Consider the following 24880-nt stretch of genomic DNA (forward strand, 5'->3'; position numbering starts at 1 on the left):
TGTCGTATCGAACTTCAAGCTTACGGAGAAAGACATCGCACGCCTTCAATTCGGATGGAGGCAATATTTAGAACCAGGGAGCGACGTCTATGACGCGTATAACAAAACGATAACTGCGTTTTACTACAGTCACTTTGAGGACGACGGTGGCACTCCTCGGGCCGTTCAGCTGCCGCCAGAGAAACGGCCATCCGTTCATCAGTTCAGGTACCACGGACCACGCCAGCCTGGTGGTATGTCCGCATCGCGTCAACTGATGGGGCAGCGCGAATGGTTCCTCAACTATCGCCCTCTGGGCGGGTCGCCTCCGAGGGGCTTTAGACACATCGGCGCGGTAGCACAGGCGGACGCGGCTACGAACGATCTCCATCTGTTATCTGTATTTGACCGTTCGAAAAACGTCGGAACGTGTCACTGGATTTTGATGGTCGATGAGTTCACGTCCGTCATTGCGGGAGTACACGTTTGCTGGAACGTGAGCGGCGAAGCAGCGCAGCTCGCAATGCTGAATGCCGCGTCATCGAAGGTCGAGTTTGGTGCTCGATATGGAATCAAGATCACGGACGACGACATTCCGGCCATTGTTTTTTCGCACGTACGATGCGACCGGGGAGAATTCCATAACGATTCGACGCGCAAGAAGTTTGCGGCGATCAATTCTGGACTTGAATATGTGCAAACCGGTCGAGCTGATCTTAAGGGGCTATGTGAAACAGACCACGGTGCCATGCACGGCGCGACAAGTCACAAACTGCCAGGAACGACTCGCGGGCGGCCGCGTAAGCGCGGCGAGCCTGATCCGGCTCTCGACGCCTGCCTCAATATTTACGAGTTCACTGGTGAGCTATTGCGTGCTGTCATCATCCACAATACCGTTGCGACGGTGGAAGATCGCCTGACGACCGAAATGATCCGCGATGGGGTCAAGCCGACACGCATGAGTATCTGGAAGTGGGCAAAGCAGAAGGGATACGTGTCTTCTGCGCCCTGCGATTACGAACACATGATAGTCAACTTGTGTCCACAAGTTGAAGCAGTCGTGAAGCCGAACGGTATCTTTCTTGTTCACTCCAGCGCTGAGTCAGGAGGGTATTCGATCGTAATTAGTCGATTGAGGTACGTTGGGGCGATAGCCGAAAGGCGCGAATGGTTTGAAACATCACGACGTAGCGGCAGCTTCAGGATTACGGTTTTTCACAATCCGTTCGATTTGCGGAAGGTGTGGTTTGTCGATACGGAGTATGGTCTTCAGACTCTGGATCTTGTGACCGACGACCCGTTATTGGGCAGATTGGCGAATCTTCGCGACTTGGTAGTTGCGGAGACTGAGCTCGCAGCAGTCGGTAGGGACATCGATCAGCGCGAGGGTCTTCAATTGCGAGCAGACGCAGAAGCGTATCGCAAAGTAACGGTGAAAAAGGCGCAAGCGGAAAAGAAGGTTGCGCTCGAGAGGTTAGGCAAAGCAGCGAGCAAGAGCGCCCGGCTTCGAGGTCGGCGCGAGAACCGCGTGAGCGAGCTCGCATCTACCGGCAATGCCCCGATGCTCAACCCGGCAAGCAACAACATTCTCGCGCATGAAGGTGATGACGCCGCGTCCACCGTTGTGTCACTGATGTCACGTCAGAAATCCGGGCGAGACCAGTGCAGACAGGCGATCGAAGAGTGGCTTGATTCCGGAGACGATACATGAAGCCGGGCATTCGTATCGTAAGTACGGCGCCGGGCGTCGGTGGCGATTCCGTCGAGATGAATCCCTTGCTGATTGGATTTCCTGATCCTCTGGATGACTCCTCGTTGGTGCAGAGGTTGGCCTTCAACCCGTTTTATAGTCGAACTTGGCGAGAACGCAATCGTGATCCGAGCCGGTTAAGGGACTATCTGCAGAGTGTCTTTGTACCAACGCCGACGACAATTGAAGCAACGCGGCGAATGCTGTTAAGCATTCGCAATGGCTATCTACGCCGCGACCCCGCGCAGCCAAACTGCTGGTCAGAGTATTTCCGTGACGAACGCGGCGCGCCTCCCTCCGTGCAGTTTGATCCAAGACACCCCGCGCCGATTGCGATCATAGGGATCACGGGTGTGGGTAAAAGTCATCTGGTTGGCCGAGCGTTGAGTCTGCTTCCCCCGCCACGCAAACATGAAGCCTTGTCGACGCACCTTGCCTCCGTCGTGCAGATTCCTTTCATTTACATCCACTTGGGGACGGTCGATAGTCTGTTGGGACTGATTGTAGCGATTCTGACCCAGATCGATGAAGTACTGGGTGTGAGCAGCTATGGAGATGTTGGCAGGCAACCAAACGTCGATGTCTTGATCGACCGGGCGATCCGTATACTGAAAACGCATTTTTGCGGAGCGGTTGTCCTTGAGGAAGTACAGTACCTGAATTTCGGCCACACAAGCGCTTCGGCTCGTGTACGCAATTTTATGCTGAAGCTTTCGAACGCTGGGATTCCGTTGATCCTTGTAGGAAATCCGCTTGGATTCCAGTTCAAAGAGAAGAATGGAACCTCGAGTCAACTTCTGCGCCGGTTGAAGGACAACGCAATAAGGCTTGAGCCAGCGGAGGCAGCTAGCGATGACGAGTGGAGGTATTTGATTCGCGGTTTGTGGCCTTGTCAGCTTCTCGAGAATCGCGCTAAGCTGACGGACGAGTGGTACGACCTGTTATATCGCATCACCGGAGGATTTCCCGCCTTTCTTATAAGTTTGCTTGACGCTGCACAGCAGCTGGCAATGCGCCGGGGTCATAGGTCCCTAAGCTCCGAGATAGTCGTCGAGGCAGCTAACGCCGATCGATGGCTCAAGCGTCAAGAGAGAATGATGATCGACGCTTTTGTGGCGAAGGATCCGGTTCGGTTGCGAGAATTTAGCGATATAGATCACCTTTACTATCGCGATAAGTGGACGTCCAACAGCGATCCGCTTCCGCTGGCCGACATGCCACGAACACATGAAACGAGCCAGCGATACGTTGAGGCTGGCAAGATGGAGTTGTCCTTGAAACCCGCTTCGAAAGCGCCGCGGGAAAAAGTTAGCGCTGATCCGGCCGCGGTTCAAACCCGACAGTTTTTCCTGGGCGCGTTAGATCAGATGTTGGGCCAGCACGACGAGTCATCGCTACCGAGCGTCGATGCGACTCCGAAGCGAGATCGAACAGCCTGAGTGAAAGTGTTCACGGAGCACGCGTCAGCCAGAGGCTGGGTAGATTTTCCCCGAGCCAGTCCCTGTCGTGACGGTAGAGCCACATGTATCCGCTACCCCTCATTCGACGCAGTTCTGATCGAGTCGCATGTGGATGGTCCGCGATAAGCCGTAGCATACGAGCCCTATAGTAGTCACGCTGACGCAGAGCAAACTTCGTTCTCCACGCTGCGGCGATGTCGGGGTGGGCCTTGATGAAGTTCGTCACACTTCTTCTGGGTACCCCAACAGTTTGCGCGAGTTCATCAGGACCGGCACCGGCTAGCAGGCCAGCGATTAGGGATCCCATGTTCTGAGGATGAATCGCCCGCGGCCGGCGACGATAAAACACGCCGTCCAGCTTTGCCCAATAGATCGCGGTGAACCGCCCCGGATTTGGTGGAGGCTCCAACTCTTGAGAGAATGGAGCCATGAACAAGTCGAACAAATTTTCTGCTGAAGTCCGGGAACGTGCAGTGCGCATGGTGCAAGAGCATCGGGGCGAGTATCCGTCACAGTGGGCAGCGATCGAATCCATCGCCCCGAAGATCGGCTGCACGAGCCAGACATTGCTGGGGTGGGTCAAACGAGATGAAGTCGATAGTGGCGAGCGCGAGGGCGTGAGCACGTCGGAACGCGAACGTCTTAAAGCACTGGAGCGCGAGGTCAAGGAACTGCGCCGCGCCAACGAGATTCTGAAACTGGCGAGCGCGTTTTTCGCCCAGGCGGAGCTCGACCGCCGCCTGAAGTCCTGAAGGCCTTCATCGATCAGCATCGCGACACCTTCGGGGTCGAGCCGATCTGCAAGGTCTTGCGGATTGCCCCGTCGGGCTACCGGCGCCATGCTGCGCAGCTTCGCGATCCGTCGCGCCGCTGCGCTCGCGCTATACGCGATGAACGCCTGCGGCCCGAGATCCAGCGTGTCTGGCAAGCCAACCTGCGTGTCTACGGAGCGGATAAAGTCTGGAAGCAGATGAACCGGGAGCATATCGCGGTGGCTCGCTGCACGGTCGAACGGCTGATGAAGCAACTGGGTTTGCGTGGCGTAATGCGAGGCAAACGTGCTCGCACGACGATTGCCGATGCGGCGGCCGCTCGCCCGCTGGATCGGGTCAACCGGCAGTTCAGGGCGGACCGGCCAAACGAGCTCTGGGTTTCTGATTTCACCTATGTATCGACGTGGCAGGGCTGGCTCTACGTGGCCTTCGTGATCGACGTGTTCGCCCGACGGATCGTCGGTTGGCGCGTCAGTTCGTCGATGACTACAGACTTCGTTCTGGATGCACTTGAACAGGCACTTTGTGCGCGGCGCCCAGGCGGCGATGGAACGTTGATACATCACTCCGACAGAGGCTCGCAATACGTTAGCATTCGCTATAGCGAGCGACTGGCCGAAGCAGAAATCGAGCCCTCGGTTGGTAGCCGTGGCGACAGTTACGACAATGCACTGGCCGAGACAATCAACGGTTTGTACAAGGCCGAACTGATTCATCGCCGCAACTGGAAAACACGGGAGTCCGTCGAGTTGGCAACGCTGGAATGGGTGGCCTGGTTCAATCATCATCGATTGATGGCACCCCTCGGCTACATCCCGCCTGCTGAAGCTGAGGCAAACTACTATCGGCAACTTGAAACACCGGTCGCCGAACCCGCATTAACTTAAACCAACCAGCCTCCACGATTCCCGGGGCGGTTCACGGTATCCAGATCGAGTCCTATGTTGCGGGCGACCTGAGTGATGGTGGGGCCACTTGGTTTCAAGAGCAATGCCAGTTCCTGGCGACGCGGATCGCTGGCACGCGCTCTTCCTACTCGGATCGTCGGTTCCGAGCCTGGAGCTAAGGACATACTGTGGTATGTGTGTAAAAAATCGTCACAGTCGTTAAAAAGAAATGCCATGAGCAGTATGTGTTTTGCCGGATGTTTGTCTCCGCGTACTGCGCGCAACAGTTCACCGAGAAATCCGCCGTTTTCTTCGTAGACGCCCTGTACGAAATGGAACCCCGGAACAGTCTCGATCCCGCGGACGCAGAAGAGGAAGCTATCGCGGAGCTCTCGCAGACGGATGTTGCCTTTAGGTCGCATCAATCCCATTCTTTTTACGCCGGCCAGATAGGTGAGTCGAAGCAGGTTTCTGTCAAGCCATAGGGCTTCCTGTGCCACGAGCCCCCTTGTGATTGCCTGCATTCGCTCCAGCACAGGACGGGCATCGGCGGCCCGGCCGACATCACGCCAGTGCTCACCGGCTACGGTATTCGGTAAAAGCCATTGCTGACCGAGCACTCCTTTGAGCTTGGCGATCGAGTGCCGCAACCAACAACGATGTCGATGGCAGATCCACACGGATGGCCATTGATGTTCCATGTGCCAAAAGGCATGCCCTAGATGTGTTTGATCCTCGTCAGCGCAAACTGCGCACGCCTTTAATGGATGAACTGCAGAGACTCGGCTTGAGGGCAACCCCAAACTGAATTTTATACGCGCTGCAGACGACCCCGTCATTGCCTCGATTGAACGCGCAACGACCTGATCTTGCTTGAACGGCGCGTAGAACCCCAACAGCGTGTGTTTCATGGCCAACGTGGAAACGTCGCCGAATCGCCCGGCTGTCCGGACGACGAACGAACCGAGATGTGAGGGGAAATCATGAATGACGCCGGAAACTGGTGGGCCGAACAGTTGCAAGGCGGTATCCATGGCCAAACGATTCGCTGTCAGTGCATGATACCGGGCACACCAGCTATACAGCGTTTCGTCCCGGTGCATATCCGGCAACACAGTCAACGCATTGTCGAATAATTCGCCAGACTTTGACACCTTGCCTCCCTTCGATACTTGGTAGCTACGATGATATTTGCATGGTGTATTATGCAAATATGCAAAATGGACTGTCTCCCGGGGAAGTGCAGGCTCTTGACTACTTGCGTCAAGCCGTGGCGCTTCGCACGATAACGCAGTCAGAGATTGCCGCTGCGACTGGAGTCGATCAATCGCAGGTATCCCGTATTCTTGCTGGCCGTATAAAGCGGGCTTCGGCAAACGTGTCGCAGTTATGCAGATTTGCATCGCAGGTGCAAGGCGTCGCGACTGTTGATCCGGCCCGCAACATGATCCTCATGGAAGCTTTGCGCATCGTGTGGGACGGCACCGTTGCGCACGCCGAAGCCATCGCGCAAGTAATTCTCAGCTTGCGCCATTTCAAGGAAAGTCGTTAATGAACGCTACTCGACGTTCGCCGCTTAGCTTCTTTCCAGTTCCCCAGGCAGATGAGCTACTCGATAGCATCGTTTACCGCTTTCACAGGTTGTCTGGAAGAAGGAAGGTCGCGGAGACGTTGAGTGCGCTGTTCGGCGTCAACCAACGGACGCTGCCGCGCCTCATGTGCACTCGACTCAGCCACATGGCCGCGTTGCTGCCGATGAGCGTTTGTCCTGACGCGGAGGAGCTGGTACGTCGCCACACTTTGTTACCGGCGCTGGGGCGGCATTTCAATGGCGAGCAATTCCGTAGTGCAATCACAGGATGCCTCAGTTCCGTCAGCGTCGGCACTCCCAAGATCTGTGCCGGGCACCAGACAGTTTTTCATTCCAATTTTGCCTGTTGCCCGATATGCGTTGCGGAAGAGCAGGAGCAGCTTGGTTTCGCGTACTGGCATCGAAGTCATCAGCTAGACGGTGTCGCGACGTGTCATCGTCACGGCTGTGATCTGATTTCTCGCTGCCAGTATTGTCGCCGAGCGATTCACGCAGCTGGATCGGACGAATTGCCTCAACGCCAATGTCGCGCGTGCGGCAGGAACACGCTACCCGTACACGGTCATGACACGTCGGTCGGACGCCTAGCCCGACTCGCTCATGAGGCCCTGCACGGGCCCTTGCGCGGCACAGATCAGGTCGGCCTGCTGCAGGCTGTCCTCGAGGTGACGGGTGACAACACTGAAGAGGTCTGCCGCGAGATGGCAGATATTTATGGAACCGGCTTTCTGCCAAACGTGGTCAGGGCAGGCTCCGAGGATTGGCTGCGAAGTGGTATACGGTCTGTGCGAAAGAACTGGCGCTATGGACCGCGCCAATTGAGATTTTGGCGATATGCACATACGCTTGCCGTCGCAGATTTCATTTTTGGCTCGTGGGAGTACCTGGATCGCGAGATTCAGAGGGTGGCCGACGTATCAGCAATGCGATGAAACGTCGCTGGCAGACTAATTGGACGCGTGATTCGTTGGGACAGGCCAGTGGACTCTCCGCAAGGCATCGACCCTCATTAACGCATCCTGCAGGCCGATTCCCGGCGCTTATTCGAGCTTTTTGGAGCTTTGCAGCGGCCATAGCTCCAGTTGAATAGCCGATATAATGTGCGAGCCAGTTTTTCGGGTCACCAAGATATGGATATTCGAACCGGGGGTATTCGTGCGTGCTGACCCGGCGTCGTGACGATCATGGACGTGAATACTGGATCGGGCGACTTGTCAGCAACCCGACCTTGAGCACGCTTGGGCCGGCAATGTTCGCGAGCTCTATCACTCGGTGCTGACGGCAGGCAGCCATCTGGTCTCGAAGCGGGTAGATTCGGCTGATGATGTGCGTTCTTCGTTACTGGACTTGAAACCTCAAGCAGATCCCGTTTTCAACAGGCAAGCGGACACAAGGCGTTGATTCGCAGGCGCTTTTTGACGGCGCCGCGCTGCGGTTCTTGCTGACGCATCGAGCCAGACGGATGAGCGCAAGAGTGCGGCAGCCAGGCAACTGGGGTTCAGCGGCCACCAAGCGCTGAGCAAACGGATGGAGAGACTGGGTGTTGAAACCGGTCGGCAGGACTAACACGGGAGGTTGGCAGGGCTTTCGCGGCTAGAAGTACATGTAAAGCGCAAACGCCAGCCAGATAAGGATGCTAGATCTAAAGTCCCTGAACTTCGAACCCCTGCGTTCGTTGGCAGCGGAGCTTGCCAACATGGGCGGCTACGCCGAGCATTACGCACACTCGGATCCGGAAGGATCCTTGGTAAAGTTACGCTCCTTTGCTGAACGTCTGGTCGACCTCCTCTACTTGCGGCTTCGCCTGCCCAAGGCCCCGAACTCCAAGTTCTCGGACCTGCTCGCAAACGGCAGCTTCGAAGTGGTCGTCGATCGTGACGCACGCGACAAGTTACACCTCCTGCGCAAGCTGGGAAACAAGGCGGCTCACGGAGAGTCCGTCAACTCCGCAGACTCCGCACGTGGTGTCTACGAGGCGTGGCAGCTTGCGCGTTGGTTCCACGTCGCCTTCCTCGGTGGAAAGATCGCCGACTTTCAAGACTACAAGGCGGCACCTCCCGAAGGCATCGACAACAAAGCCGAGCTCAAGCGCAAGGTCAAAGATCTGGCAGAACGCAACGCGAACGTCGAGGCACGCCTCAAGCAGAGCCTTGAAGAGCTCGAACAGTTGCGCGCCGCCGATGCCGCCCACGCGAAGCTTGAGAGACTGGTGACTTTGCCGACGGAAGCCCAGACGCAGACCCTAGTTACACAAAGCCACCAAGTCGCTCAACAGCTCCGCTTTACAGAGGACCACACTCGCCGCTGGATGATCGACCGCGATCTGCATGCGGCCGGTTGGGTCGTCCCTGTCAAAGGAAGGAGCAGCGATCAAGTGGGTCAGGAGGTCGAAGTCCAGCACCAGGGTACACCCACAGGTCTGGGTTATGCCGACTACGTCCTATGGGACGATAACAACAAGCCGCTTGCGGTCGTTGAGGCAAAGAAGACCACGATCGATGCTCGCGTCGGCCAGCAGCAGGCTAAGGACTACGCCGACGGATTGGAGAAGATGTACGGGCAACGCCCGATGATATTCTGCACCAACGGTCACGAGATCTGGGTGTGGGACGATGAGCAGGGCTACCCCCCACGCAAGATTTACGGCTTCTATTCGAAGGACACATTGCAGTACCGCGTCGCGTTCCAGCGGCGCGAGCGGAAGGATCTGCTCTGCATTCATCCCGACCCGGCAATCGCGAACCGGCTCTATCAGCTCGAAAGCATTAAACGCGTCACGGAGCGCTTCAGCTCGAGCCATCGCAAGGCGCTCATCGTCCAAGCCACGGGTACCGGCAAGACGCGCGTGGCAATCGCTCTGGCAAAGCTGCTGATTGAGGCCAAGTGGGTCAAACGGGTGCTGTTCCTGTGCGATCGTAGGGAACTTCGCAAGCAGGCCAAGAACGCTTTCAACGAGTTTCTAAAGGAGCCCATCTACGTCATCGGCATGGCCAATGACGTCAGCAAGCTCGACGCCCGCATCTACATTGGCATCTACAACGGGCTGATCAACGACCTAGACAGCTTCGATGTCGGTTTCTTCGATCTCGTCATCGCCGACGAGTCTCATCGCTCGATCTACAATACCTACGGTGACATCTTCAGGTACTTCGATGCGCTGCAGATCGGCTTGACCGCTACTCCAATCGAAATGGTCAGCCGCAGTACCTGCCAGATCTTCGGCTGTGACTACAAATTGCCGACTGCTAACTACCCGCTGGAAGACGCGATTCGAGAAAGGAACTTGGTGCCGTTCAAGGTGATGGCGCATACCACGCTATTCCTCCGCGAAGGCATCAAGGCGTCACGCCTGACCGACCAGCAGATAGCCGAACTTGAGGACCAGGGCGTCGACCCGAACACGCTCGAATTCGAGGCCGCAGCCATCGACGACGCGGTGTTCAACAAGGGCACCAACCGAGTGATCTTGCGCAACCTGATGGACAATGGCATCCGAGATGCCGACGGCCAACTTCCCGGCAAGTCCATCATCTTTGCGCGAAACATCAAACACGCCCGGCTACTGGCCGAGCTTTTCGACGAAATGTATCCGCAGTTCGCTGGCAAATTTTGCCAGGTCATTCACTCCGAGGAGCCACGCGCCGAGCAGCTGATCGACGACTTCAAGGGCGCCGAGAACTGCAAGAACGATCAGCTTCGTATCGCCATCTCGGTCGACATGATGGACACGGGCATCGATGTGCCTGAGGTGTTGAACCTCGTTTTCGCCAAGCCGGTCAGGTCTAAGGTGAAGTTCTGGCAGATGATCGGTCGCGGGACTCGACTGTGCAAGAATCTGTTTGGGCCCGGCAAGGACAAGGTTCAGTTCCTTATCTTCGATCACTGGGGTAACTTCGATTACCACGACGTCCACGCAGACGATGTCGAGCCCAATAATCCCAAGTCGCTGATCCAACGCCGCTACGAGGCGCGGCTGGAGCTGGCGCAGCTTGCCCTAACAGCCCACGAGCCCTCGGTGTTCGATCAATTGATCGTGCAGATCCAGCTCGACGCAGAGACGTTGCCGGACAACAGTATCGCCGTGCGCGACGCATGGAAGGATGTTCAACTGGCACGTGACGCGACGCTGCTGCATCAATATGCGCCCGCTACGCGCCAGACACTGCTCGATCGCGTTGCACCGTTGATGAACGCTGTGGACATGCGCGGGCAGGGCGACGCACTGCGTTGGGATCTGTTGATGCTTAAGGCGCAGCGACATGCACTATTGTCGCCCAAGGCACAAAACGCCTGCCGTGCCGACATAGAGGAGTGGCTGAGGCGCTTGCCCCCGCATCTGAACCCAGTACGCGCCAAAGCCGCGGCGCTGAAGCGGGTCACGAGCAATGACTTCTGGCTGCAACCCTGCCATACCGATCTGGAGTCGGCGCGCTTGGAATTGCGTGATATCGTCCACTTGGCCGCGCGCTCGTTGTACCCGCCCGCACCTTCCCCCACTGTTCTCGACGTGCGCGAGAACGCGGCCGAGATTGAGGCCAATTGGCGCACCACTAAGATCAAAACGGTGGACTATGAGAACTACCGCCGCGCCGCGCAGGCAGTGCTGGAACCCTTGTTCGAAACCAGCGCTGTGCTACAGAAGATTCGCAAGGGCGAGGTGGTGAGCGATGCCGATTTAGATCAGCTCAACAGCCTGATTCACACTCACCATTCAAGCGTCGATCTGAGTACCTTGCGGGAGTTCTACCCGGACACCGCCCTACCACTCGGCCTGATCCTGCGCAGCATCATCGGCATGGACGATGCCGCGGTTACCGATCGCTTTACGGGTTTCGCCCAGAAATACCACCTGAACAGCGATCAACTTCGTTTTCTGTCACTGCTGAAGGACCATATCCGACAGTATGGTGCCATCACGACGGATGCGCTGTTCGGGCCGCCCTTTACCCGAATCCACACGGAAGGCCTGCTCGGCGTCTTCTCCAACGAGGACCAACTCGACGAACTGGTCCAAATCGTCCACACCTTCGGCGAGCCCATTCAGCCGCCGACCTCGAATTGAGAACTAGAATCACATGATTACCGGTGAGCTCAAAAGCCGCATCGACGGCCTCTGGACCGAATTCTGGACCGGCGGCATTACCAATCCGCTAACGGTGATCGAGCAGATCACCTTCTTGATGTACAGCCGCATGCTTGACATGATGGAGCGCCGCGACGAGAAGCGAGCCGAACTCAGCAAGAGAACCTTCGCTAGTCATCGCTTCATTGCCGATGAGCAGAATTGCCGCTGGGAGACTTGGCGCCACTATGGCGCGGAAGAAATGCTGCCCCACGTGCGTGACCACGTATTCGCACACTTCCGAAAGCTGGCTGCACGTAGCACCGGCGAGGACAGCCACTTTGCGTCATTCATGAAGGACGCGCAACTGATGATCCAGAAGCCCTCGCTTCTGGTGAAGGCTGTCAACGCGGTGCAGGCCCTGCCGCTGGACCGCGGTGATATTAAGGGCGACCTGTACGAGTACCTGCTGAGCAAGCTCACCACTGCGGGCATCAATGGCCAATTCCGCACGCCACGCCATATCATCCGTCTGATGGTGGAGCTAATGCAGCCTCAGCCTACCGATCGCATCTGCGACCCCGCCTGCGGCACCGCTGGTTTCTTAGTGGAGGCCTACGACTACCTGTTGCGCCAATACACCAGTTCTGCCGGTCGTCACGTGGAGGTGTTGGACGGCGAAGAGCAGATCACATACGGCGGAGACCTGCTGGCCGGGTACCGCCACCACGTAGACCACGACATGTTCCACGGCTACGACTTCGATGCCACGATGCTTCGCATCGCCAGCATGAACCTGATAATGCACGGTGTGGCCGCACCTGACATCCACTATCAGGACACGCTGAGCCAGAGCTTCGAGGAGCGGCACCCCGAGGGTTCAAAAAATGCATTCGATCTAGTGCTGGCCAACCCTCCTTTCAAGGGAAGCCTAGACGAGCTCGACGTAGCGCCAGACATCCTGCGCACCGTCAAAACCAAGAAGACCGAATTGCTCTTTGTCGCACTGATAATGCGCATGCTGAAGGTTGGGGGGCGCAGCGCCACTATCGTGCCAGACGGTGTGCTCTTTGGCTCCAGCAAGGCGCATTTGCAACTGCGCCGACACCTGATCGAGGACAATCAGCTAGAGGCGGTGATCTCGCTGCCCTCGGGTGTGTTCAAGCCCTATGCGGGCGTGTCCGCGGCCATCATCATCTTCGCCAAGGGTGGGAGGACGGACAGCGTGTTTTTCTACGAGGTGGCATCGGACGGCTACACACTGGATGACAAGCGGGCTAAGATCGGCGACGGGCGGGGCGATCTACCCGACGTTCTGGCGCAGTACGCGCGGTGGCGCGAGGGAAGCGGGGACTTCAGTGAGCGGACAGCGCGGTCCTTTGAAGTGCCGGTGGGCGAGATTCAGAGCTGCGGATACGAACTCTCGATTAACCGCTACAAGCAAGTGAAGAAGTCGCTTGTAGCACATGGCGATCCCCGCGAAATCCTGGTTCGACTGGAGGAACTGCAAGCGCAGATTTCCAGTGAATTGCTCGACCTGAAGGAGTTACTTAAGTGAGTTGGCCTCATGTTCGACTCGGCGATTGTTGTGAGGTCGTCTCCGGTGCCACGCCGAAGACCACCATCGAGGCTTATTGGGGTGGGGAGATATTTTGGGCAACGCCTAAAGACATTTCCAACCTTGACTCATCAACGCTAGTCGACACTCCCGACAAAATCACACACGAAGGCTATCGCAGTTGCTCGACCAAGTTGGTTCCTGTCGGCGCAGTGTTGGTGAGCTCGCGCGCGCCCATTGGATTGGTGGCCATCGCCGGAGTAGAGATGTGTACCAATCAGGGTTTCAAGAGCCTAGTGCCTGGACCGAAGGTTCATTCAGAGTATCTCTACCATTGCATGAAGGTGAATGCTTCCCGCCTCGCCTCACTCGGCAACGGAGCTACGTTCAAGGAAGTCTCAAAGTCTGTTGTCGAGGACTTCGAAATCCCATTGCCGCCGCTGGCGGAGCAAATACGGATCGCTACCATCCTCGACAAGGCAGACGGGGTACGCCGCAAACGCCGGGAAGCCATCCGGCTTGTCGACGAATTCCTGCGGGCGGCCTTTTTCGAGAAGTGTGGCGACCCAGTTTCGAACTCGATGGCGTGGCCAGAGAAACGCATTTCCGATGTTGGGAGCGTAACGACGGGGAACACGCCGTCTCGAGAGGTGGCTGCTTACTACGGCGACGCTATCGAGTGGATCAAATCGGACAACATCAACACACCGAGTCACATTTTGACCAAAGCGCGCGAGGGTCTTTCTGAACTTGGCGTCAGCGTAGGAAGGATCGTGGCCGAAGGGGCGACGTTGATGACGTGCATCGCCGGCAGCCCGGATTGCATTGGAAATGTTGCTATGACCGATCGCCGGATCGCTTTCAATCAGCAGATCAATGCAATCACGCCTGGCCCCGGAATCGAGCGGGAATTCTTGTACACCCTTCTGCTCTTCTCGAAGCCAAGAATTCAAGCGTCGTCTACAAACTCCATGAAGGGCATGGTCAGTAAGGGGGCGCTCGAAAAGGTCAAGCTCATATGGCCTAGCGAGAACACGCAGAACGAGATCGCTGCTTTGTTTCGTCAGGTGCAACAAGTTGTCGGCCACATGGAGGACGCTGACCCAGCGTCTTTGCTGGAGGCGCTTCAGAGCAAGCTGTTCGTATGAGCGGCTCCTCGAAACACCCAAACTTACTTCACTACTCTGCATTCGATGACCGCCTCCATTAGATCGCTCGCCCTCAAGAACTTCAAATGCTTCTCGGATGAAGTCCGCATAGAGCTGCGCCCGATCACCCTGCTTTTCGGCGTCAATAGCGCCGGCAAGAGCAGCGTACTTCAGGCGTTGCAGTACATGCGCGAGATCCTCGATCGCCACAACACCAATGCCGACAGGACACTCCAAGGCGGCGAGGTGGTGGACTTGGGCGGCTTCCTGAATCTGGTCCATGGCCGGGATCTTCAGCGGACCATCGAAATCGAGGTGGGCATGCAGCTGGGCGTCACGTCGATTCCAGAACTCGTGCCTGAATCCTTCGACGAGTGGCAAACCAGCGACGAGGGTGTTTGGGGGGTGTACAACACGCTGCAGTCCGTACGGACCAAGGTTGAGTCGGTAAGCGTGCGACTGAGCGTGGCGTGGAATGAGCAGCGTGAGCAGCCCATTGTGCAGAGCTACCAGGTCATCACCAACGGAGTGTGGTGCGTCCATATCGAGTCATCGGGTGACGGTCGCGACGTGCGGATGCGACTCAACCGCGAGAACCCGATCTTCATGGCCGAAGCCCCGGATCCCGATGCGGAGCTCGCCGAACTACTTGACTTCGTCGATCCGTTGGACCTGGGTGGGGACAGCGATCCGACCTCCGAGCCGGAAGTAGAAGGCAATGCGACGTCGTCCACTTCCGCAGGATTGCGGTCGGTTCTGCCGGACATCTTCTTGGCCGTCGAGGAGGCTGGCATGGAGCGCCCCGGTGATGGTCTTCGGGGATGGCTGAGCGGCTTTCGCGGTGCACTGCCTCAACTGAATCGAGTGCTCAATATCCCTGCTCCAGGCGCGAAGGGTGCGGAGAATGTCTATATTGTCCGGGAGTTCACGGCATTTCTGTCGTGGCTCACTGTTGGCCCGGCTCTGTTGCTGCGGAACGAACTGCGAGAACTTCGATACATCGGCCCGCTGCGCCGCATCCCGCCCCGCGGCTTCGATGTCGCACTCACCAAGAGCGAGTCCGCTTGGTCTAACGGTATGGCCGCCTGGGAAACCCTGTTGACCGGCAGCGAGGACCTGGTGGAGCGGGTTAGCGACTGGATGCAGTCAGCAGACAAGCTGGCCACCGGCTACGCGGTGACGCGTGAACCCGTCCAGGAGTTCAACCCCGCCCAACCAGTGCCACAGCCCGTCGGTCCCGTCCGCAAGCGCACACGGCTGGTGGATGCCGCGGGCCTTGCGCACCAGCCGCAGGACGTGGGCGTGGGTATTTCGCAGGTGTTGCCCGTGGTCGTGGCCGCGCAGGATGGCAACGCGAGCGTGGTATGTATCGAACAGCCGGAACTGCACATCCATCCTGCCGTGCAAGTGGGCTTGGGCGACCTCTTCATAGATGGGGCGATGAATCAGGAACTGTCGTTCTTGATAGAGACGCATAGCGAGCACCTAATCTTGCGTCTGCTGCGCCGCATTCGCGAGGCCGCCGAGGTTACAAGTGAGACATTGGGCCAGCAGCTGACGCCCGAACTGTTGGGGGTGTACTGCCTTAATAAGCGCAACGGCGTCGTTTGGATCGACAAGGTGCCGGTGACCAGCACCGGCGACTTTGCCAAGCCTTGGCCGCAAGGCTTCTTCGATGAGCGCGGCGCGGAGCTGTTCTAATGTTCAAGGAGATTGCGGTCGAGCCTGCAGCGGTAGCGACGTCATATCGGGACTTCAGTTACATCACCGAGAAGTTCGGTATTGCTGAAGGGCGCCTGATCGCGGCCTTTCCGAGCAAATGGAAGCGCTTCGTCTATCAAGAAGCACAGGCAAGGCTAAAGGGGACGGCCGAACTGTCCAGGTTGGAGGTACGGTTAAGGGCGCTGGCCGACGATACGTTCCTGGCACGCGGTCGGCCGGGCGAGGGCTGCGCGGAGAACTGGCTCGCAGCTGCTCTCGCGGAACATCGTCGTGAGCCATTCGACGGAATAATTACTAACGCACAGGTAGACGGGCCATTTTTTGTCGCTGCAATAGACTTAGATGGTGAGCACCCTGTAATGAGGCCTAATCGGCAGTGGCACATCCAGCGCGAAGCAGTCGTGATGGCAGCCTGCTGTGGACCGCTTCTTGCACGGGCTCAGCATGTGAAGCTGGTGGACCCGCATTTCGATCCAGGGACGACGCGATTTCGTCGGCCGTTAGTCGAATTCGTGAAGCTAACGCGCCCAGGGGTTCGAATCGACATCTTCCGCGGAGACAACGCAGATGCTGCCTATATAGAGCAAAAACTCCGAGAGGCGCTCGCAGGAGCATTACCACCTGGGGCTGAAGTACGGGTTTTCATGAGGCCACAGGATGCTCTGCACAACCGATACGTGCTTACCGATGCCGGTGGCATGTACTTTCTGACCGGTTTGGATGACCAAGGACAAGGTGGGCTTACGACTGATGAGGTTGGTCTACTCGAGGCTGACGTGTGGTCTGTGCAATGGAGCAGGTACAGCGGGGACGACCCGATCGCGCGATGGCTTGGCTAAGGCGACGTTGGCATTCGTGCCCACTGTGTGCACTTGTCAATACTTTATTGCTTGGATCGAGGATGATTTGACGCGGTTTCAGTGGGATAGGCATGAGTCTGTAGAGAACCCGTTTCGATAGCTCAGGCAGGTACTCAAAAAATAACGGATCAGAGGGACCAACATGAATGATACGGTGGACAGAATTGTTCCAGAACCGCTCGCTTCTGATTACAGCGGAAAACTGGCCTACCGTCGACCCGGCGATTCGAGGTGGAGGGCCCTCTCTGAAGCCGCATATTGCGTGATCCATCAAGTCGAAAACTTGGAAGAGGCTGCACGTACCCAGATTGCGGAAAATCGGCAGTCAGTGACGGAGTTGCTGTCCGGGGCCCTGCAGTACACGAATTTAGGTTTTTTTGCGGGAAGCGGCACTTCGCTTGGCGCGGCAAACGGACCAAGCATGTGGAAATTGTGGACGAGTGCAATGTGCACCGACGCCAGCGGAAAGGAGCTCACTGCGCAAGGGGAGATGGTCTGTAGCAAGATCCACTATGGTGAGCGCGAGAATCCTAACATCGAGCACTTCCTGTCCCAGTGTGATGCGTATCTCTCGTTCTCGGCCGATGCGGACGTTGGCTCGTTCGTCAACGACGTGAAAGCACAGATACTCGAACTGTGCAGCGCATTCCTCACCCAAGAGGGATCCGATATCTCGGCTTACCGGTATCTGTTACAGAAACTCGCGCGGCGAAGGGTACGTGATCCGCGCCTAAAAGTGTTCACGACAAACTACGACATGTGCTTCGAGATGGCCGCTTCGGATCTCGGGATTACCGTCATAGATGGCTTTTCCTATACGCGCAATCGCCGATTCGACGGACGGCACTTCAATTATGACGTAGTGCGCCGCGACGCGGACCGGCAGGACTTTGTGGAAGGGGTATTTCATCTTCACAAGCTCCATGGATCTGTCAGCTGGGAGCGCGATGGAAATGAAGTCTTCGAAGTCACCAGCCCGACGGCAGACAAGGCCTGCCTGATTTATCCGGCCAAGGGGAAATACCAGCAGGCGTTCCTGCAGCCCCATCTTGAGCTTCTTTCGCGCTTCCTAGACTTTCTACGGCAACCGAACACTTGCCTTATTACCGCGGGTTTCGGCTTCAATGACGATCATCTCTCGGAGCCCATTTTCTCAGCGGTGCAGGCCAATCCAAGCCTCAAACTGATTCTGACAGACCATCGCTGTATCGAACATGTCCACAACGAGGGGCATCACGGGTCGAGTCCCTACTGGGGACGATTTGCAGATCTGGCCGCGCGAGGATTTGATATTCATTTCGTTGGCGGGTCGTTCGCCGACTTGGTCGACATAATTCCCTCGCTTCGGGCCATGTCGCCGGCGGAACAGCTTGCTGAGGCCGTCCGCAGGATAGGGATGCGGACATGACAGACGACGATTTGGGGAAAAACGGGGCGCTTCGGGCCGAACTGCGAGTTGGAGTTGTGTCGAGCGTGCAGGCTCAATCGGTCAAGGTCAATCTCGCCCATGCCGGGGACGTCGGCGGTCAGTACATCCGTTCCCATCGCTACGGCCGTGGCGAAGTAGGCGAGCTGGTGTTGATCGAGGCGCAGCAAGGTCTTCTCTTGGGGCGACTCACGGAAGTGTCTCTCCCCGACCGCGATCGCACAGAGATAACGCAGGATTTCGAAGGATCACGCCAGGTCGACGCGATCGGCTTCATCCGTCTTTTGGGCTCCGTGCATGCTGTGACGTTGCGCATTCAGGCGGGTATAGCGGCATATCCGAGACTTGGCGATCGAGTTTTTTCTGCGCCGGCTGCGTTTGTCGCCCGCATACCCGATCTCACCGACTCGGGACTCGATACTGAGCCGCCTGCCGTCTCCCTAAGACTTGGGCAGGTGTCGGGAGAATCGGGATTTCCTATTGCGGTAACCCCAGAAAAATTGTTCGGGCGACATTGCGCGATCCTCGGATCTACTGGCGGCGGTAAGAGCTGGACCACTGCCCGCATTCTGGAGGAATGCCGGCGATACAGGTCGAAGATAATCCTTCTGGATGCAACTAGTGAATATCGCTCACTTGCGGGCGACGATATGTATCACTGTCATGTGGGAGCGCCGCTCAACACCGCAGATGGCTCCAGAGAGGTGAGCATCCCGCCCACGGATTTTTCGGAGGGTGATCTGATTGCGCTCTTTCAGCCTTCGGGAAAGACGCAGGGGCCGAAGTTGCGAGAGGCAATGAAAAGCCTTCGACTTGCCCGTCTGGTTCCGACTATCGCTACAAACGGTATTGTCAGAAAAGTCAATCAACCGAAGGCCGCATACCGCCAGGCGCTGAACGACGGGAACAACGCGGCTCTGGTGGATGATCCGAACCAGCCGTTCGACGTAGCCGTCTTGCACCGCCAGATCGTGCAGGAATGTTGCTACCCGGATGCAACAAATAGCTCTGACGCATGGGGGGCACCTTCAAACGAACTGTCGTACTGTTCGTCGCTGCTGACCCGTATCATCGGGGTAGTGAACTCACCGTCGATGGCCTGCGTGTTTCGTCCGTCACCGGATACGTTGATGCTTTCGGATGCACTCACTTCATTTCTTTTGGATGAAAACAAAACGATCTTTCGGTTGTGCCTTAGTTCGATCGGTTACGAGTTCAGTGCGCGAGAAGTGATTACAAATGCGATTGGCCGCATGCTGCTTCTGAAGGCGAGACGCGAAGAATTCCGCGAGCGTCCCATCCTTGTTGTTCTCGATGAAGCGCATAATTTTCTTGGCAAGTCAGTCGGCACTGAAGATTACGCAATGAGTCTTGATGCGTTCGAGCTTATTGCGAAAGAGGGCCGGAAATATGGTCTCAACGTCTGTCTTGCAACACAACGTCCTCGAGACATTACAGAAGGGGTCCTCAGCCAGATGGGCACGTTGCTGGTCCATCGTTTGACGAACGACCGCGACCGGGATGTCGTTGAGCGGGCATGTGGCGAAATTGACAGATCCGCTGCTGCGTTTATCCCCAACCTCAAACAGGGAGAAGTGGCGCTTGTCGGCGTTGATTTCCCGATTCCTGTCACCATTCAGATCATTCCGCCGTCTCAACCACCTAAGTCCGATGGACCGAGTTTCCAGAGGTTGTGGCGTCGTGGCGCCTGAATGATTGTTTAACACGGCGATTTGGCTTGGCGTTCAACGTTGCGCAAAGCCGGACGATGCAGCTACGGATTCTCGGCGGGGAGAACGGATATGCCGATCATGACGAGCACCCGTCGCGGCAAGACCTTGACTTGTCAACACTTTATTGTTTGCCTTGCGGATGATTTGAGGCCTTTTTTGAGCTTTGTCAAAAGTTTATGCTTAGCGGAGGTCTCCTTGTTCGCCGATAACTAATTGATTTTAAAGGAATCGTTTTTCAGGACTTTATTGCGATGGAACATTGTAGCGTGAGCAACCAGGTTGGTCACGCTGGTATGAAAGAAAGCCCTCCACTGTGAGGGCTTTTTGTTTTTGCAGCGTGTCGTTTCCCTGTTTCCCTGAACGGATGCCGATGCAAACGTGGCAGGTGGGCATTCCGTCGTATTCCCGCCTCAGTTTGGAACGTCTACACGCACTATCAGCACGGACTATTACTTACGGTTTACCGGGTATTTCTTCCAAAGGGCAAGCTTCGTCAGGCGATCGCATCATGGGGCGTCTCTTGCCGAAAGCCCCGCGTTTCAGCATCGAAAGATTCGTCGCTTCCGACCCCATCGGTTGAGCGAGGCTCGCGCCTTGCTGGCTATGTCCGCAGCGCCTGCTGCCGCTTGCTTGCGATTACCCGCCGCCTGCCGCGTCGCGTGAATTCCGCGCTCCTGTCCTGCTCATCTCTCCGCACCGTCAACCTGTTTCACGATGTTCCCGCCGGTGCGAACCGGTAAACATCGGTAAGAGCCGGCTCGCTATCGTTCCCGAGCGTTCGTCCCCGTTCGCTCAGCCGACGTTTCGTCTCGCTGACGGCATGACGGGGACGCCATCCGGACAACCGTCCGGGTCGACGCGCAATCGATGAAAAAGCGTTACGCCCGGGGGCACGATGGACAGCAAGCAGATTCTGGAACTCGCGACAGCACACCACGTCGCGGGCGAGTTCGGTCCCGCGCGCAAGTTGTACGAAAGCGGGCTCGCCATCGAGCCCGGCAACGCGAACTGGGCGTACCGCCTCGGCGTGCTCGACATGCAATGCGGCGCGTACGACGCCGCGCTCGGCTGGCTCGACAGCGCGTTAAGCCTGGTTCCCGATAACGCGCGTTACCACTTCGTGCGCGGCCAGGTGCTTGCCGGCGCACAACAGTTCACGGCCGCGATTGCCGCTTACCGGCAAGCGCTGGCGCTCGAACAAGAGGCATCGGTCGACGTGCTGTTCGCCTTGGCCGCCGCGCAGCAATCCGTCACCGATTACCCCGCCGCGATCGACACGTACACGTCGGTACTCGCGCTCGATGGCACGCACGCCGACGCGCTCAACAATCTCGGCAACTGTCACCGTCAACAAGGCGACGCGGAGCACGCGGAAGCCGCGTACCGGCGCGCGCTCGACGCACAGCCCGGCGACGCCAACGCGCTGACCAATCTCGGCACGCTGCTCGAAGCGCTCGGCCGTCTCGACGAAGCGCTCGTGCTGCTCGAAGCGGCGGTGCAGGCCGCGCCTGAGTCGCCGTGCGGACTCGTGAATCTTGGCGTCGCGTTGCATCGGCGCGGCGATTTCGCGCGCGCGGTGGACTTGCTGACGAGCGCGATCGAGATCGATCCCGTGTTCCCGGAGGCGTCGTATAACCTCGCCAATGCGCTGCACGCGCTCGGCAAGAAGCGCGAAGCGGTGATCCACTATCAACGCGCCATAGCGCAGGCGCCCGCCCACGCGGACGCGTACAACAACCTGGGCATCGTCTATCAGGAAGCCGGATCGCGTGTCGAAGCCGCCAACGCGTTCATCACGGCGATTCAACTGCGCCCAGGTTTCGTCGCCGCGCTTAACAACGCCGCGACGCTGATGCGCACACTCGGCCGTTTCGCCGATGCCGAAGCGCATCTGCGCGAAGCGCTGGCCGTCGAGCCGCATCATTCCGTCACGCATAACAATCTCGGCAACGTGTTGAAAGACCAAGGGCGTCTCGCGGATGGCATCGACAGTTATCGTCGAGCGTTGACCTGCGACCCCTGCAACGTCGTCGCGCACAGCAATCTGGCGTACGCGCTCACGTTTCAGGCGGAACACTCACAGCCGCTGCTGCACGAATGCCGCCGCTGGTCGGCGCGCCATGAAGCGCCGTTTCGCAGCGCGCATCAGCCGCATTCGAACGACCCGACGCCGTCGCGCCGCTTGCGTATCGGCTACGTATCGCCGGATTTTCGCGATCATTGCCAGACGCTGTTCACGCTGCCGCTGCTGTCGCATCACGATCACGAACGCTTCGAGATTTTCTGTTACGCGAGCGTCGCGCGGCCTGACGGTCTGACGCAACGCGTGGCCAGCCACGCCGACGTCTGGCGCGACGTGCGCAACCTCGACGACGAACAACTCGCGCAGACGATCCGCGACGATCGCATCGACATTCTGGTCGATCTGACCATGCATATGGCGGATGGCCGGCCGCTGTTATTCGCGCGCAAACCCGCGCCGGTGCAGATTGCGTGGCTCGCGTATCCGGGGACGACCGGCATCGGCGCGATCGACTATCGCCTGACGGACCCCTGGCTCGATCCGGTCGGCGCCGACACGATGTATAGCGAGCGTTCGATCCGCCTGCCCGATTCGTTCTGGTGTTACGACCCGTTGACGGATACGCCGGAGGTCAACGCGCTGCCCGCGCTATCGAACGGTTATCCGACGTTTGGCTGCCTGAACAATCCGTGCAAGCTGAGCGACACGACCTTTGCGATGTGGGGCAGCGTGATGCGCGAAGTGGCCGATGCGCGTTTGCTGCTGATGGCGCCGGAAGGGGCGGCGCGCGCGAGTCTGGTCGAGCGGCTCGGCCGGCAGGACATCGCAGCGGAGCGGATCGCCTTCACGCCGTTCCGGCCGCGTGCTGACTACTTGCGCACGTATCACCTGATCGACGTGGGCCTCGACACGTTTCCGTATAACGGCCATACGACGAGTCTCGATTCGTACTGGATGGGCGTGCCGGTTGTCACGCGGGTCGGCGAGACGGCTGTGGGGCGCGCGGGCTTGAGCCAGTCGGCCAACCTCGGACTGCGCGAGCTGGTTGCGGATAGCGACGCGCAGTTCGTCGACATTGCCGTTCGGCTGGCCCGCGATCTGCCGCGTTTGGGCGGTATCCGCGCAGGCTTGCGGGCGCGTCTCGCCGCGTCGCCGTTGATGGACGGCGCGCGCTTCGCGGTGCATGTCGAAGCGGTGTACCTCAAGGTCTGGCACGCGTGGTGCGATCAGTCGCGCCGTCTCGCGCGAAGCAAGCGTGAGCGGGCGGGTGACGTTGAGATCGGCGGTGAGGCGTGGTCGTTGCCGAGCGTCGGGATTCATCGCCCGTATTGAGGGGCGGCGTCTGTTTTTTGCGTTGGGTGGGTCGCGTGCGATGCTAGCCGCTGCATGTGGGGAAAAAGGGCGGCGTCGCCGTTCGGAGCTTTTGCGGAGTGTCAGTCACTGAACGGACTGGCTCGCTCGGGAATTCTGCTGGTTGGCCCTCCGCCGTGCCGCTTTGGGATGCAAGCTTTGTCACAGTTGGTAACTGCGACGCGACGGTCGAACGGCTGCGTGAGAGCGTCTGAGGCTCCGATGCGTACGGACGAGCGCCACGCATTACGGTTGCGTTGACCCGCTGCTGTCCGTGCTGGCATCCGTCGACGTTTGCCGGTGCCGATGGCCGCCACGGCCCCCGCCGCTGGGCGCGACCGCGCTAGCCGGTGCGGGTGCCGGTGGATGATTGATGTATTGGAAGTTCTGCGCGACGGAGGCGCTGGGGAACGTCGTGGTCGTTGCCGGTTGCGCGAACACCGAGTTCTGCAAAGCCGGATTCGACTGCGCGAAGGCCGGCGGAATACAGGCCGCGCAAGCCGTGCCCACTACGAAAACAAGCCGTTTCATCGTGTCGTTCCTGATGTGTCGTTGACGGGTTTCCGTCGAGCCGGAGTTGTGTGTACGCGTGCTGCACGCGACGCGTCCGCAATCTGCACGACGCCGTTCGGATGCGCTTCTGAACGTGTCGCGCCCGCCGCCGTAGCCACGCCATTGCGCGGCACGGCGGAGGCCAGTCTAGGCCGCTCACGTCGCAAACAGGTTGCGGATGCGCTTACAAGCGTTACCCGATATGTCTGCGCAGCACGCGTGTAATGAACCACCCCGCTGTGCTACGCGCGGCCGGTGCGAGGCAACGCCAGGTTGTAAGCGAAAAAACGATCTGTAACGATCCCGTAACCAAGCGTTGCCGCTATTGGCCTAACGTTTAAATTCCCATAGCTTCTGAAGCGCCCCAAGATGATCTCCAGCACTAAATCGATTGGCATCGCGATACCGGTCGCCGTCATGGCGCTTGCGCTCGGTGGATGCGCGGTGATGCCGCCGAGCGGCCCGAGTGTGGTCGCAATGCCGCGCAGCGGTGAGCCGCTCGGCCAGTTCCAGCAGGACGACTACGCCTGCCGCGACTACGCGAACCGGTCCACGGACCCTAACGGCACGGCCTCCCAGGCCGCTACGACGAATAGCGTGAACAGTGCCGCGCTCGGCACGCTCGGCGGCGCCGCGGTCGGCGCGCTGATCGGTGCGGCTGCCGGCAATGCGGGCGCGGGCGCGGCGATCGGCGCGGGTAGCGGTTTGCTGCTCGGCGGCGCGAATGGCGCGAACGGCGCGCAGTATTCCGCGGCGGGCTTGCAGGCACGCTACGACGCCACCTACGCGCAGTGCATGACATCGAAGGGCAATACGATTTCGCAGCCGCAGCCCGCTTATCAGCCGGTGTATGTGCAGCCGCAGCCGTACTATTACGCGCCGCCGCCGAGGTACTACGCACCGCCGCCGGTGATGTACGCGCCTTATCCGTATTACTGATCGACCGACCGCTTCGATCAGCATGCCGGCCCTGTCGAATGGCAGGGTCCGCGCGGCAGAGCGGGCC

17 protein-coding genes and 1 other annotated feature are annotated in these 24880 nt (G+C 58.4%); of the genes, 14 read left to right on the forward strand and 3 right to left on the reverse strand.

Annotated features, from left to right (window positions below; translation table 11 throughout):
- Positions 1–235: 235 nt before the first annotated feature.
- Together GGD40_RS16505 and GGD40_RS16510 are read left to right on the forward strand one after the other, a co-directional pair.
- Positions 236–1690: a hypothetical protein gene (locus tag GGD40_RS16505; RefSeq protein WP_179744264.1), complete on the forward strand. Its 1455-nt coding sequence runs from the start codon at positions 236–238 to the stop codon at positions 1688–1690.
- The gene (locus GGD40_RS16510) at positions 1687–3168 is read left to right on the forward strand and encodes an ATP-binding protein (protein WP_179744265.1); all 1482 of its coding nucleotides are present in this window, start codon (positions 1687–1689) and stop codon (positions 3166–3168) included. The genes GGD40_RS16505 and GGD40_RS16510 overlap by 4 nt, the downstream gene beginning before the upstream one ends.
- Positions 3169–3178: 10 nt before the next feature.
- Here GGD40_RS16510 and GGD40_RS37355 read toward each other — a convergent pair whose 3' ends face one another.
- Positions 3179–3724, reverse strand: a complete 546-nt coding sequence (locus GGD40_RS37355) for a TnsD family Tn7-like transposition protein (protein WP_373565290.1) — start codon at positions 3722–3724, stop codon at positions 3179–3181.
- On the opposite strand from GGD40_RS37355, the gene GGD40_RS16520 reads away from it, so the two are divergent.
- Positions 3618–4849 (forward strand): IS3 family transposase gene (locus tag GGD40_RS16520; protein WP_179703322.1). Its coding sequence is split into 2 segments (ribosomal slippage): positions 3618–3906 and positions 3906–4849, totalling 1233 coding nucleotides; the frame shifts between segments, so codons are not numbered across the junction. The genes GGD40_RS37355 and GGD40_RS16520 overlap by 107 nt on opposite strands.
- Positions 3896–4012, forward strand: a sequence feature (AL1L pseudoknot). (Overlaps the previous gene by 117 nt.)
- Here GGD40_RS16520 and GGD40_RS16525 read toward each other — a convergent pair.
- Positions 4846–6003 (reverse strand): TnsD family Tn7-like transposition protein, encoded by a 1158-nt coding sequence (locus tag GGD40_RS16525; protein WP_179744267.1) that lies wholly within the window; start codon positions 6001–6003, stop codon positions 4846–4848. The two genes, GGD40_RS16520 and GGD40_RS16525, sit on opposite strands and share 4 nt — an antisense overlap.
- A gap of 41 nt (positions 6004–6044) precedes the next feature.
- On the opposite strand from GGD40_RS16525, the gene GGD40_RS16530 reads away from it, so the two are divergent.
- The 10 genes from GGD40_RS16530 to GGD40_RS16575 all read left to right on the forward strand — a co-directional run bounded on the left by GGD40_RS16530 (position 6045) and on the right by GGD40_RS16575 (position 23304).
- The gene (locus tag GGD40_RS16530) at positions 6045–6401 is read left to right on the forward strand and encodes a helix-turn-helix domain-containing protein (protein ID WP_179744268.1); all 357 of its coding nucleotides are present in this window, start codon (positions 6045–6047) and stop codon (positions 6399–6401) included.
- The gene (locus GGD40_RS16535; RefSeq protein ID WP_179744269.1) at positions 6401–7372 is read left to right on the forward strand and encodes a TniQ family protein; all 972 of its coding nucleotides are present in this window, start codon (positions 6401–6403) and stop codon (positions 7370–7372) included. Before GGD40_RS16530 ends, GGD40_RS16535 begins: the two co-directional genes overlap by 1 nt.
- A gap of 764 nt (positions 7373–8136) precedes the next feature.
- Positions 8137–11502, forward strand: a complete 3366-nt coding sequence (locus tag GGD40_RS16540) for a DEAD/DEAH box helicase family protein (protein ID WP_257030420.1) — start codon at positions 8137–8139, stop codon at positions 11500–11502.
- 13 nt (positions 11503–11515) lie between these two features.
- On the forward strand, positions 11516–13060 hold the full coding sequence (locus tag GGD40_RS16545; protein WP_179744271.1) for a type I restriction-modification system subunit M: 1545 nt from the start codon (positions 11516–11518) through the stop codon (positions 13058–13060).
- Positions 13057–14208 carry a restriction endonuclease subunit S gene (locus GGD40_RS37360; RefSeq protein ID WP_179744272.1) on the forward strand — a complete coding sequence of 384 codons (1152 nt, stop codon included), beginning with the start codon at positions 13057–13059 and terminating at the stop codon, positions 14206–14208. The genes GGD40_RS16545 and GGD40_RS37360 overlap by 4 nt, the downstream gene beginning before the upstream one ends.
- Before the next feature lie 45 nt (positions 14209–14253).
- A complete protein-coding gene (locus GGD40_RS16555; protein ID WP_179744273.1) occupies positions 14254–15909 on the forward strand; it encodes an AAA family ATPase in 1656 nt (551 codons plus the stop codon).
- Positions 15909–16769, forward strand: coding sequence for a hypothetical protein (locus GGD40_RS16560; protein ID WP_179744274.1), 861 nt, complete (start codon positions 15909–15911; stop codon positions 16767–16769). Before GGD40_RS16555 ends, GGD40_RS16560 begins: the two co-directional genes overlap by 1 nt.
- 163 nt (positions 16770–16932) lie before the next feature.
- Entirely contained in the window at positions 16933–18198 is a 1266-nt protein-coding gene (locus tag GGD40_RS16565) for an SIR2 family protein (protein ID WP_179744275.1), read from the forward strand.
- Positions 18195–19928, forward strand: coding sequence for an ATP-binding protein (locus tag GGD40_RS16570; RefSeq protein WP_179744276.1), 1734 nt, complete (start codon positions 18195–18197; stop codon positions 19926–19928). The genes GGD40_RS16565 and GGD40_RS16570 overlap by 4 nt, the downstream gene beginning before the upstream one ends.
- Before the next feature lie 916 nt (positions 19929–20844).
- Entirely contained in the window at positions 20845–23304 is a 2460-nt protein-coding gene (locus GGD40_RS16575; protein ID WP_179744277.1) for a tetratricopeptide repeat protein, read from the forward strand.
- A 264-nt stretch (positions 23305–23568) separates the two neighbouring features.
- Here GGD40_RS16575 and GGD40_RS16580 read toward each other — a convergent pair whose 3' ends face one another.
- Entirely contained in the window at positions 23569–23853 is a 285-nt protein-coding gene (locus GGD40_RS16580) for a hypothetical protein (protein ID WP_179703232.1), read from the reverse strand.
- Positions 23854–24243: 390 nt separating this feature from the next.
- Between GGD40_RS16580 and GGD40_RS16585 the strand changes: the two genes are divergently transcribed.
- The gene (locus GGD40_RS16585; protein WP_179703233.1) at positions 24244–24813 is read left to right on the forward strand and encodes a glycine zipper family protein; all 570 of its coding nucleotides are present in this window, start codon (positions 24244–24246) and stop codon (positions 24811–24813) included.
- Positions 24814–24880 lie beyond the last annotated feature (67 nt).

The sequence above is a fragment of the Paraburkholderia bryophila genome (genome assembly GCF_013409255.1).
Lineage (GTDB): Bacteria > Pseudomonadota > Gammaproteobacteria > Burkholderiales > Burkholderiaceae > Paraburkholderia.

Bases quoted from the DNA above. Each gene is read 5' to 3' on its own strand.
- GGD40_RS16575 (WP_179744277.1), top strand. From the start codon at position 20,845: ATGGACAGCAAGCAGATTCTGGAACTCGCGACAGCACACCACGTCGCG.
- GGD40_RS16570 (WP_179744276.1), top strand. From the start codon at position 18,195: ATGACAGACGACGATTTGGGGAAAAACGGGGCGCTTCGGGCCGAACTG.
- GGD40_RS16505 (WP_179744264.1), top strand. From the start codon at position 236: ATGTCCGCATCGCGTCAACTGATGGGGCAGCGCGAATGGTTCCTCAAC.
- GGD40_RS37355 (WP_373565290.1), bottom strand. From the start codon at position 3,724: ATGGATTCGATCGCTGCCCACTGTGACGGATACTCGCCCCGATGCTCT.
- GGD40_RS16580 (WP_179703232.1), bottom strand. From the start codon at position 23,853: ATGAAACGGCTTGTTTTCGTAGTGGGCACGGCTTGCGCGGCCTGTATT.
- GGD40_RS16560 (WP_179744274.1), top strand. From the start codon at position 15,909: ATGTTCAAGGAGATTGCGGTCGAGCCTGCAGCGGTAGCGACGTCATAT.
- GGD40_RS16535 (WP_179744269.1), top strand. From the start codon at position 6,401: ATGAACGCTACTCGACGTTCGCCGCTTAGCTTCTTTCCAGTTCCCCAG.
- GGD40_RS16510 (WP_179744265.1), top strand. From the start codon at position 1,687: ATGAAGCCGGGCATTCGTATCGTAAGTACGGCGCCGGGCGTCGGTGGC.
- GGD40_RS16565 (WP_179744275.1), top strand. From the start codon at position 16,933: ATGAATGATACGGTGGACAGAATTGTTCCAGAACCGCTCGCTTCTGAT.
- GGD40_RS16585 (WP_179703233.1), top strand. From the start codon at position 24,244: ATGATCTCCAGCACTAAATCGATTGGCATCGCGATACCGGTCGCCGTC.
- GGD40_RS16530 (WP_179744268.1), top strand. From the start codon at position 6,045: ATGGTGTATTATGCAAATATGCAAAATGGACTGTCTCCCGGGGAAGTG.
- GGD40_RS16555 (WP_179744273.1), top strand. From the start codon at position 14,254: ATGACCGCCTCCATTAGATCGCTCGCCCTCAAGAACTTCAAATGCTTC.
- GGD40_RS16540 (WP_257030420.1), top strand. From the start codon at position 8,137: ATGGGCGGCTACGCCGAGCATTACGCACACTCGGATCCGGAAGGATCC.
- GGD40_RS16545 (WP_179744271.1), top strand. From the start codon at position 11,516: ATGATTACCGGTGAGCTCAAAAGCCGCATCGACGGCCTCTGGACCGAA.